Annotated in this window: 9 protein-coding genes; 3 read left to right on the forward strand and 6 right to left on the reverse strand. The window is 43.9% G+C overall.

All coding sequences use genetic code 11. The features are described from left to right. Positions 1–80: 80 nt before the first annotated feature. A protein-coding gene (locus APA_RS12630; RefSeq protein ID WP_374101331.1) for an IS3 family transposase occupies positions 81–1,224 on the reverse strand; the annotation gives its coding sequence in 2 pieces (ribosomal slippage) (positions 81–947 and positions 949–1,224; 1,143 coding nt in all). Between the two features lie 73 nt (positions 1,225–1,297). Between APA_RS12630 and APA_RS12635 the strand changes: the two genes are divergently transcribed. From APA_RS12635 to APA_RS12645, 3 genes are all read left to right on the forward strand, one after another. Then, entirely contained in the window at positions 1,298–1,570 is a 273-nt protein-coding gene (locus APA_RS12635; RefSeq protein ID WP_201322628.1) for a hypothetical protein, read from the forward strand. Between the two features lie 75 nt (positions 1,571–1,645). Beyond that, a protein-coding gene (locus APA_RS12640; protein ID WP_374101331.1) for an IS3 family transposase occupies positions 1,646–2,789 on the forward strand; the annotation gives its coding sequence in 2 pieces (ribosomal slippage) (positions 1,646–1,921 and positions 1,923–2,789; 1,143 coding nt in all). Between the two features lie 245 nt (positions 2,790–3,034). Next, positions 3,035–4,252 carry a DUF790 family protein gene (locus tag APA_RS12645; protein WP_201322629.1) on the forward strand — a complete coding sequence of 406 codons (1,218 nt, stop codon included), beginning with the start codon at positions 3,035–3,037 and terminating at the stop codon, positions 4,250–4,252. A 56-nt stretch (positions 4,253–4,308) separates the two neighbouring features. Here the strand turns inward: APA_RS12645 and APA_RS12650 are convergent, their stop codons facing one another. The 5 genes from APA_RS12650 to APA_RS12670 all read right to left on the reverse strand — a co-directional run bounded on the left by APA_RS12650 (position 4,309) and on the right by APA_RS12670 (position 10,612). Then, positions 4,309–5,115: a DUF6671 family protein gene (locus APA_RS12650; RefSeq protein ID WP_374101360.1), complete on the reverse strand. Its 807-nt coding sequence runs from the start codon at positions 5,113–5,115 to the stop codon at positions 4,309–4,311. A gap of 91 nt (positions 5,116–5,206) precedes the next feature. After that, a complete protein-coding gene (locus APA_RS12655; RefSeq protein WP_201322630.1) occupies positions 5,207–6,043 on the reverse strand; it encodes a nitrate ABC transporter ATP-binding protein in 837 nt (278 codons plus the stop codon). Between the two features lie 119 nt (positions 6,044–6,162). Next, a complete protein-coding gene (locus APA_RS12660) occupies positions 6,163–8,160 on the reverse strand; it encodes a nitrate ABC transporter ATP-binding protein (RefSeq protein ID WP_201322631.1) in 1,998 nt (665 codons plus the stop codon). Positions 8,161–8,289: 129 nt separating this feature from the next. Next, positions 8,290–9,126 (reverse strand): nitrate ABC transporter permease, encoded by an 837-nt coding sequence (ntrB, locus tag APA_RS12665; protein WP_201322632.1) that lies wholly within the window; start codon positions 9,124–9,126, stop codon positions 8,290–8,292. Between the two features lie 133 nt (positions 9,127–9,259). Then, positions 9,260–10,612 (reverse strand): CmpA/NrtA family ABC transporter substrate-binding protein, encoded by a 1,353-nt coding sequence (locus APA_RS12670; protein ID WP_201322633.1) that lies wholly within the window; start codon positions 10,610–10,612, stop codon positions 9,260–9,262. Positions 10,613–10,948 lie beyond the last annotated feature (336 nt).

Below are 10,948 nucleotides of genomic sequence, written 5' to 3' on the forward strand. Positions count from 1 at the left end.
TAAAGCGCTCCCCATTGTCAAGACAAAAAAGTATAAAAGTTAAGATAAAAAGCTGCATCGACAAAAGGCAATCAAAATAACTACATATGAACCTCCTTGTTAGGTTGTTTAAAATGAACTGTTGCAGGAGTTTGATAGTCCAAAGACTGATGCAGTCTTACATTGTTGTAGAAGTGGAAATATTTATCCAACTCCTGCATCGCCTCTTTGACCGATGTGTAAGCTTTGGGGTACACCTCCTCATACTTCACCGATCGCCACAACCGCTCTACAAAGATATTGTCTAAGGCTCGACCTCGCCCATCTTGGCTGATGGCTATTCCTTTCTGCTCTAATCTGCTGGTGAAAGCTAAGCTGGTAAATTGACTACCCTGATCGGTGTTAAAGATCTTGGGTGTATTCTGAGTCAAAGCCCGATCCAAAGCACTGAGGCAAAAGGTAACATCCATGGTGTTAGATAACTCCCAAGATAGTACATACCTGCTGTACCAATCGATTACGGCGACCAAATAGATATGTCCTTGCGGTAGTGAAATGTAGGTAATATCTGTACTCCAAACTTGGTTGGGGACTGTTATTTCTTGCTCCTTTAAAAGATACGGGTACTTCCTTACGTTGTCTTTAGCTTTGCTGAGATTTGGTTTGGGATAGATCGATTCTAAACCCATCTCTCTCATCAATCGCCTGACTCGTTTAGGGTTGACGGCTTCACCTTGTGTGGCAAGCCAAGCCGTCATTCTGCGGACACCGTAGAATGGTGTTGTAGTGAACTGTTTGTCTAACATCTGCATCAGCTTTAGATTTTGCTCACTTTCGGGTTTCGGTTCATAGTAAAAACTAGACCTTGCTAGTCCCAATAGTTCGCACTGTCGAGCAATCGAGATTGATCGATGCGTTGGCTCAATCAATTCTTTCTTCTCAGCTACGGCTAAGACCAGATTTTTTTTTCATCCAGTCCAGTTCTACCTTGAGCTGACCGATTTGTTGATACAGTGCGCCTGTCAAATCTTCCTCCTTTTTTTCTTGCTGTCCTCGACCACTGGCAAATAGGCTTGGCATTTCATCTAGCAGTTGTTTCTTCCATAGAGTCACTTGGGTTGGGTGTACCTCGGCTTCTCCTGCTATTTCGTTGATTGTTTTCAATCCTTTCGCTGCTTCCAGCGCTATTTTGGCTTTGAATTCTGCACTGTGTTTTTTTCGTTGCATTATTTTTATTTTCTCCATACTTTCTTCGTGATTTCTGGCAGCTTTTCTATCTTAATCTCCTGTCCGATTTATAGGGAGCATTATAAAACCCATGATTAACCTTGACCTCGAAGAACAAGAAATTTTAGAAGCATTTGAAAGCGATCGCCTCACTCGCACAGCAACCTGGCAGGAAGAGCTAGAGCAGCATAAACAAATCGCCTCTGCAACCTTTGCCCAAAATAGCACAATCAACATCTCTGTTTCCGAAAAAGACCTGCGATCGCTACAAAACCGTGCATTAGCAGAAGGAATTCCCTATCCATTACTTATCTCCAGTATTTTACATAAATTTATTGAAGGCAAGTTAGTAGAAATCTCTTGATCGCACTTTATAATGCTCCCTATAAATCGGACAGGAGATTAAGATAGAAAAGCTGCCAGAAATCACGAAGAAAGTATGGAGAAAATAAAAATAATGCAACGAAAAAAACACAGTGCAGAATTCAAAGCCAAAATAGCGCTGGAAGCAGCGAAAGGATTGAAAACAATCAACGAAATAGCAGGAGAAGCCGAGGTACACCCAACCCAAGTGACTCTATGGAAGAAACAACTGCTAGATGAAATGCCAAGCCTATTTGCCAGTGGTCGAGGACAGCAAGAAAAAAAGGAGGAAGATTTGACAGGCGCACTGTATCAACAAATCGGTCAGCTCAAGGTAGAACTGGACTGGATGAAAAAAAAATCTGGTCTTAGCCGTAGCTGAGAAGAAAGAATTGATTGAGCCAACGCATCGATCAATCTCGATTGCTCGACAGTGCGAACTATTGGGACTAGCAAGGTCTAGTTTTTACTATGAACCGAAACCCGAAAGTGAGCAAAATCTAAAGCTGATGCAGATGTTAGACAAACAGTTCACTACAACACCATTCTACGGTGTCCGCAGAATGACGGCTTGGCTTGCCACACAAGGTGAAGCCGTCAACCCTAAACGAGTCAGGCGATTGATGAGAGAGATGGGTTTAGAATCGATCTATCCCAAACCAAATCTCAGCAAAGCTAAAGACAACGTAAGGAAGTACCCGTATCTTTTAAAGGAGCAAGAAATAACAGTCCCCAACCAAGTTTGGAGTACAGATATTACCTACATTTCACTACCGCAAGGACATATCTATTTGGTCGCCGTAATCGATTGGTACAGCAGGTATGTACTATCTTGGGAGTTATCTAACACCATGGATGTTACCTTTTGCCTCAGTGCTTTGGATCGGGCTTTGACTCAGAATACACCCAAGATCTTTAACACCGATCAGGGTAGTCAATTTACCAGCTTAGCTTTCACCAGCAGATTAGAGCAGAAAGGAATAGCCATCAGCCAAGATGGGCGAGGTCGAGCCTTAGACAATATCTTTGTAGAGCGGTTGTGGCGATCGGTGAAGTATGAGGAGGTGTACCCCAAAGCTTACACATCGGTCAAAGAGGCGATGCAGGAGTTGGATAAATATTTCCACTTCTACAACAATGTAAGACTGCATCAGTCTTTGGACTATCAAACTCCTGCAACAGTTCATTTTAAACAACCTAACAAGGAGGTTCATATGTAGTTATTTTGATTGCCTTTTGTCGATGCAGCTTTTTATCTTAACTTTTATACTTTTTTGTCTTGACAATGGGGAGCGCTTTACTTGATGATGACAAACTGCGAGCTATTATGATGCCCTGATAGCCGATAGCGGAATTCGCGTGGACTACCCTCAAAACCAACAGCAAAGCCGCGAAATTATGGATACGATCAATGCGATCGCACTAGCTTCTGAATAATAATTAATCTGCACAAGCCTTTTCTTTTATGCTGCCTAGCGAACTCCTGATGCATCGACTGAATGGCGAAACCGTCGTTCCTAAAAGATTGAAATTAGATGATAAACATCTAACTGCGATCGCTATAGAATTAATCGCAATTTTTGAGAATGCTAAGGGTGGAAAACAGAGCGAACTCGATCACTTATTGCAAGAACTGGAAGGCGACACACCCGATTATCGGGTAAAGAGGGGATTGGCACATATTCTCAAGTCTAGTTTCAGCACTTTTGAAATTATTAGTCCCCTCGAACCGCAGGAATTACGTCGCCGTATTTTTGAATTGTCGGCTCAAGTTATACCTAGTCAGCAAGCTACACAGCAAACTCTCACCAAGCTTGCCGATAGCCTAACAGAAGAGCTTAAGCGTGAAGTCTTACCTGCACAAATCACAATGGGACTTTATGCCGATCTCATGGAGAATCGGATTCTGACGCAATTTGAAAGTCCTACGCCTGAAGCCCTAATCCATCGATACAATCTCTCACAAGTGCAAGGGATTTTCTATCGGGCAAGTCACATGACCTTAAAAGTCCATCGCAATGACCCTGGGGAATATAAGCTACTATTCCGTTATCTCAAGTTATTTCAACTAATGTCCTATATCGAAGGCGATGTCGATTATGGCTTTACGATTACGGTTGATGGTGCTACGAGTTTGTTTGGTACGAGTACCCGTTACGGACTTGCGATCGCTAAGCTTCTTCCTGCTTTGCTGCATGTTACCAAATGGAGTCTCCAAGCCACCCTCGTTGAAAAAGACACTTATTCAAAACAAAAGCGCACAGGTTTATTTACTCTCGATTCTGATTGTGGTTTAGTCAGCCATTATCCTGCTGGCAAAATGTATGACAGTGCGATCGAGTCATCGTTTGCCGAGCGTTGGGCTGAATTGAAAACAGAATGGAAACTAGAAAGAGAAGTAGATTTAATTCCCATCCCTGGGAGTGTGATGATTCCCGACTTTCGATTAGTGCATCCCGATGGACGCACCTATTTATTAGAGATTGTCGGCTACTGGCGACCTGAGTATTTACGCAAGAAGTTTTCGCAAGTACGACAAGCTAATTGCGAAAACTTGATTTTAGCGATTTCTGAACGACTGAATCTGGAGAAAGCAGGCGTAAAAGTAAGCGATACTCCTGCGCTGACAGTTTGGTTTAAGGATAAACTTTCACCAAAAGTAGTTTTACAAGCGATCGAATAAGTCTCTAAAAATGTTTAAGAGTGTTGCATTGCAGCACTCTTAAACATTTTTGGAGATTAAGGATTGCAATAGGAGCAGTACATCGGATCAGCAGTTTGTACTTCATCTGGGAAGAGAACTTCTTGCTGAAACTGGCAGCGATCGCAACAATAGACATGAGCGCGAGTAACTTGAGTGGGCAGTCCGCAAAGTTCACAGGGTAGACCCTTTAATCTTTTCGCTACATCGAAATTTACAAAATTACAATTGGGACAGAGTTGCTGTAACTTGCGTACTAGATCTTCAGTAGCTTTGGCAATATTTTTCATGCGAGTTGGATTATAAAGCGATCGCATATCTGTCTCTATGTGGATTTGTGGCGATTGTTTTAGCAACTCATGGACAGATTCTTCGAGTAAATCCTCTGAGGTAATTCCTTTATAAATAGCCTCTTTTGCCGAAGTGTTAGCATCTAGCATCAGCACGATCGCATGATCGGGAAAGCCAACTTTGAGAGCAAAATCGTAGGCTTGTTCGTAGCTAGAAATCTCTTGATGCCGAAAGTTCGTGTTAGTGGAAAGATATTCGCCGTAAACATAGAAGTTATGCTTTTTATCAAGCAAAAACACAATTTCGCGATTGTAGGAAATACCTAAAATTGGATGCGGGAAAAAGCTACCTTCACTAGCGATCGCCAAATCAGCATCAATTAGTTCTAAAGCTTTCTCCGCTTTGAGTTTTGCCGTTTCAATTTGATTAGCAGGGCGATCGATATCGCGGGTAAATGTGCCGAACAAGTCGCTATTAAAATCTTGAGGTACGGCAACTCTCACGCCCAAGGATGTTTGTACAATTGGCGCGATCGCTAATTCCTTACGATGCATTGTAGCGATTACCGCTAGGCGATCGCTAAACTCTATTCTACACTCTTGTCCCCCTCTCCCAAAGGGAGAGGGGCTAGGGGTGAGGGCTTTATTACTCGTCATGGGCAAAGCGGTTATATAAGAAGTCTAGAGCCGTATTTCTCAGATCGTAGTATAAGGGATCTTCCATAATTTGAGCGCGATCGCGGGGACGAGCAAAGGGAATCGTTAAGACTTCCCCAATACTGGCGGCGGGTCCATTGGTCATCATCACAAGGCGATCGGCTAGGAATAACGCCTCATCGATATCGTGAGTAATCATCAATACTGTACAGCGATGTTCTGTCCAGATTTGGAGAAGTTCTTCTTGTAATTCTTCCTTGGTAATTGCATCCAAAGCGCCAAAGGGTTCGTCAAGAATTAAGACTTCGGGACGGATGGACAAGGCTCTGGCGATCGATACGCGCTGTTTCATCCCACCTGAAATTTGAGTTGGCTTTTTTTCAGCCGATTCACTCAATCCGACCATGGCGAGGTGATGGCGGACGATATCATTTTTCTCGCTTTTTGAGAGATTAGGATTAACTGAGTCAACCGCTAGCATGACATTTTCATATACTGTGAGCCAAGGCAAGAGCGCATAACCTTGGAATACCACCATGCGATCGGGTCCTGGTTTGGTAATCAGTTTGCCATTAACTAAAACTTCACCGATCGATGGTTTTGAGAAGCCACCAACCATATTGAGAAGCGTGGATTTACCGCAGCCAGAGTGACCGATTAGGCAGATAAATTCTCCTTCTTGGATATGTAGATTTACATCCTTGAGAACAACATATTCGCCATTATTGGGAGTCGGATAAATTTTGGAAACATTTTCAATGCGAAGGAAGGATTCTTGAGGGGGGATTGTAGCGATCGATGTGGGATTAAGGGTTGTTTGAGTCATGTTCTTTTTAATTTTGTCCTTAAAGTTTGATGTGTAGATCCCCCCCAGCCCCCCTTGTAAAGGGGGGAGAATTAATTATCTTCTTCCCCCTTTACAAGGGGGATTGAGGGGGATCGCATTTAAGCAACCATTCGCATAGAGTCCATGCCAATCTCTGCCATTGTGATATTGCGCTTAATCTCTAGCTGATTGAGATAAGCGATCGGATCTTCGGCATCAAAGGGAATGTCATCAAACAGTTGAATCGCATTACGGCTATAGGTGATATCCGTCAACCCAAGCTCACGCGCCGCCGTACTGAACACTCCAACGCGGCAGCTTTTTTCGAGAACTTCTACCCAGTTGCGGGGGAAGGGAACATCGCCCCAACGCGCCATTTGGGTTATATGCCAGAGATGCTCAGAACGGCTGGGACGGTTGACACCAGCGCCATAGAACTGATGGTGAGCGGGTTCGCGCATCGGGGAATCGATCGCACAGGTGACATCATCAGGATTACCTAAATGGATGTAATTAACATTCGTGCTGACATAGGCACGACGAGAGAGGATTTGGCGAATCTCTTCAGCATTATTCGGGTCAGCGCAATACATACAAGCTTCTAGTAATGCCTTGACGAGAGCGATGTGTGTATTTGGATAGGCATTAGCCCAATCTTCGCGCACGCCGAGAACTTTCCCAGGATGTCCTTGCCAAATCTCCAAATCCGTGGCGACGGTAAAGCCGATATTTTCCATCGCAGCGCGGAAGTTCCAAGGTTCACCAACACAGAAACCATCGATGCTGCCAGCTTTGAGGTCAACTACCATTTGCGCGGGGGGAATTGTTTTTAGCTCAACATCAAGATCTGGATCGATGCCACCTGCGGCTAACCAATAACGCAGTAGCAGATTATGCATTGAAGAGGGATGGACTACACCCATGCGGTGAGAGCGATCGCGTGTATTTTGCAGCATCCCTTTAAAATCAGCAAGGGTATGAATACCGCGATCGTAGAAACGGCGATCGAGGCTAATCGCGTTACCATTGCGGGTCATGGTTAGGGCGGTAACAATTGGTTTGCAAGCACCAGCACCACCGAGAGTCATCCACATTGGTAATCCCGAAGGCATTTGCGCTGCGTCAAGATAACCACCTGCGATACCATCGACAATCCCGCGCCAACTGGTTTCACGCACTAGTGACACTTCATCAAGCCCATGTTTTTCAAAGAAGCCTTTCTCTTTTGCCACAGCGATCGGCGCACAGGCTGTCAAGGGAACAAAGCCGATCTCTAGATTGACTTTTTCCAAGCCATGACGGGCAACGGTAGTAACCGTTCGCGCATTGAGCTTTTTAACGCGCTTCTGTTGGTTTAAGAAATAGATAATCTCGCTGCGTAAACTGTAGTAGCTAGGATGCTTAACTGCTTCCAGTCTTTGACGAGGGCGAGGAATATCTACTTCTAAAATGCCGCCAATTTTTGAAGATGGTCCATTGGTGAGCATAACAATGCGATCGCTTAGCAATACGGCTTCATCAACATCATGAGTGACCATTACTGCTGTAACTTCGTCTTCATTACAAATCTGCATTAACTTTTCTTGCAGATTGCCACGAGTCAGCGCATCCAAAGCTCCAAAGGGTTCATCAAGGAGAAGTAGTTTTGGTCTGACTGCTAGGGCGCGAGCGATCGCTACCCTCTGACGCATACCACCCGATAGCTGCGTGGGTGGCTTGTCAATCGCGTGGGCTAGCCCCACCATGTTTACATATCGTTCAACTAAAGCATGACGCTCATCTTTTGGCAAGTTGGATAGAACTTCATCAACAGCCAGAGCCACATTATCGCGTACCGATAGCCAAGGCAATAGCGAATAGTTTTGGAATACCACCATGCGATCGGGACCTGGACGGGTTACGCGCTCATCTTCGAGCATGACTACTCCGCTAGTGGGCAGGTCTAATCCTGCGATCATGTTCAGTAAGGTGGATTTTCCACAGCCAGAGTGACCGATCAGGGAAATAAATTCACCTTTTTTAATATCTAAATCAATTCCTTTAAGGGCGATATATTCTTTGCCACCACCTAAGGGAAATGTTCTCTCTACGCGATCGACTGAAACAAAACTACTCATTTTAAAATTCTCCTATTATAAAATTAATCTTGAACCCCTCCCTAACCCTCCCCTTGCAAAGGGGAGAGAACTTTGATTTAATTTCTTGTTTCCCCCCTTGCAAGGGGGGACTAAGGGGGGTATTTCAACCTACTTCTGTTCTTCTGGCAAAATAACGTTTTGTAGCCAGCCGATCGCACGGTCAAGGATCAAGCCGACAGCACCGATGTAAACCAGAGCCAGAATAACTTCGCCAACCTTATCGTTGGTGTAAGCATTCCAAATAAAGAAGCCGATACCGACGATACCTGACATGATGATTTCGGCGGCGATAATGGCAAGCCATGCAAGACCGATAGAAATGCGTAGACCAGTGAATATGTAAGGAAGAGCGGAAGGAATCAGAATCTTAAAGAAATACTTTTGGCGAGAAAGTTGTAGCACTCGCGAGACGTTGCGATAGTCTTGAGGGATTTGCTTAACGCCCACGGCGGTATTTAACAAGATTGGCCAAACTGCCGTGATGAAGATAACAAACAAGGCGGCTGGTTCATTTTGACGGAGTGCAGCAAGTGCGATCGGAACCCATGCAAGCGGTGGAACTGTCCGCAAAAACTGAAACAATGGATCGAGTGCTTTGTCAATAACCGCATTAGTGCCAACCAGAATGCCTACCCCAATACCGACGACAGCAGCTAGGGTATAGCCCTTAGCCACCCGCTCAAAGCTAGCAAGAGTCTGCCAGAATAGTCCTTTGTCAGTACCACCGCGATCGAAGAAGGGATACAGCAATAGATTGCGAGTGGACTTCTCGGAAATAATATTAATTGGACTTGGCAATTTGACTAAGCCAATACTTGAAAGAATTTGCCATACAATCAGAAATCCTAAAATCCCGACGATTGGGAGCGCCCAATTCTGAGCATTTTTCTGCCAAAACTTCGCGATCGTATTTGATGAATTGCGATTACCAATACTTGCTGCCATAAACTTGTTACTCCTAAAATATTTGTTTGTGATTAACTTTAAGAGATCCCCCTCAATCCCCCTTGTAAAGGGGGAAGAAGATAATTAATTTATTCTCTCGCCTTTTTAAGGGGGGCTGGGGGGGATCTAAACCTTATGCCTTCTTGATCTTCAATCCATCAAGATAAGCTTGAGGATTCTCTGGATCGAACTTTGTGCCATCAAAGAATTCTTCAATGCCGCGAGAAGTACTAGTCGGAATGTCAGCAACAGGGAAACCAGCATCCTTAGCAGCTTCGCGCCAAATATCCTCACGATTCACTTTCTTGATCCAATCCTTAGCTGTAGCTAAAGAATCTTTCGGCAAGAATCCCCAACGAACACTTTCGGTAATGAACCAGAGGTCATGACTTTGATAGGGATAAGAAACATTTCCTTTCGCATCTTTCCAATAGAGCGGAGCCATACTCTTGTCATTGATAATGCGACCATCGCCCATGTCATACTTGCCCATCATCGTATCTTCAAGAATTTCAGTAGCAACACCAAAATAGTTTTTAGTAGCCACAATCTGAACTAATTCTTTGCGATTATCGAAGTTGTCACACCATTGCTGAGCTTCCATAATTGCTTTCAGGATTGCCTTAGTTGCTTTGGGATACTTGTCCACCCAATCAGCTCGCATCGCTAAATATTCTTCAGGATGTCCTTTCCAAATTTCCGCAGTTAGCGCAGGAATAAACCCAATCTTCTCTTTAACGATACGGTAAGGCCAAGGATCGCCTGTGCTAAATGCATCCATCGAGCCAGTCTTCATATTGGCAACGGTTTGGGCGGCTGGCACAGTCAACAACTCAATGTCAGTGTCAGGATCTACTCCATTTGCAGCAAGCCAATAGCGAATCCAAAATTCTTGATTAGATTTTGGGAAGGTATAAGCAGCTTTGAATCTAGTGCCATCAGACTTCATTTTGTCAAATAGAGCTTTTGCCTTATCTGCTTTTAGAGTCAAGCCTTTGTCTTTGTGCTTATCAGCGATCGCGATCGCATTTCCCTGTGTATTCAATTGCAGCAATACATACATGGGTATTTTGAGATTGTCAGTAATGATGCCTTCCGAAATCAGATAAGGCATTGGCATTTGCCACTGACCACCATCGATACCGCCTGCGGAGGAACCGATTTTAACGTTATCTCTAGCTGCACCCCAGTTGGCTTGCTTCGATACATCGACATCAGTCATGCCGTATTTAGTAAAAAAGCCCTTTTCTTTAGCAATGATCAATGGGGCAGCTTCAATAATTGGCAAATATCCAAGTCTCACTTTTGTAATCTCTGGGACTTGCTCAGTGGGAATACTGATTTTGGTAGCCTGTGCCGAAGTAATAGTTGGGGTGTCTTCGGGGGGATTGCCAAGGCAACCTTTGAGCAAAGCTGAGCTTAGAGCCGTTGCTCCTGCTGTAGCGATAAAGCGTCGCCGTGAAATGTTGTGATTGAAATCAGACATAATTTCGTTCCTTTAATTGAAGTTAGAAAAAGTGATTAAATTTTTAAGGTGTTATTAAGTCAGCGCAAAGCTGAGCTGCGATCGCCCTTAGTTAAATTGCAGCTTGCAAAGCTACAGGCAATCTCAACTCACCCAGATTTAGAAGCTAAGTTATGAGAAGACTTAGCAAAAAACTTGAGAACGATTGATTCGTTGCTATTGATATCTTAGAGTTAAACCTTAATAGAGTAAAGTCTATTATTTTTATACAATACATAGAAATTAATCTATGTATATAGCCAACCATAATTAGAAGGCTTGAATAGAATCATCAAACCCAAGATTGTTATGGCGGGC

This window comes from Pseudanabaena sp. lw0831, assembly GCF_016584665.1.
Classification (GTDB): domain Bacteria; phylum Cyanobacteriota; class Cyanobacteriia; order Pseudanabaenales; family Pseudanabaenaceae; genus Pseudanabaena.

What these genes read in the sequence shown, in the direction of transcription:
- APA_RS12650 (WP_374101360.1), bottom strand. Translation starts at nt 5,115, where the DNA reads ATGCATCGTAAGGAATTAGCGATCGCGCCAATTGTACAAACATCCTTG.
- APA_RS12670 (WP_201322633.1), bottom strand. Translation starts at nt 10,612, where the DNA reads ATGTCTGATTTCAATCACAACATTTCACGGCGACGCTTTATCGCTACA.
- ntrB (WP_201322632.1), bottom strand. Translation starts at nt 9,126, where the DNA reads ATGGCAGCAAGTATTGGTAATCGCAATTCATCAAATACGATCGCGAAG.
- APA_RS12655 (WP_201322630.1), bottom strand. Translation starts at nt 6,043, where the DNA reads ATGACTCAAACAACCCTTAATCCCACATCGATCGCTACAATCCCCCCT.
- APA_RS12645 (WP_201322629.1), top strand. Translation starts at nt 3,035, where the DNA reads ATGCTGCCTAGCGAACTCCTGATGCATCGACTGAATGGCGAAACCGTC.
- APA_RS12635 (WP_201322628.1), top strand. Translation starts at nt 1,298, where the DNA reads ATGATTAACCTTGACCTCGAAGAACAAGAAATTTTAGAAGCATTTGAA.
- APA_RS12660 (WP_201322631.1), bottom strand. Translation starts at nt 8,160, where the DNA reads ATGAGTAGTTTTGTTTCAGTCGATCGCGTAGAGAGAACATTTCCCTTA.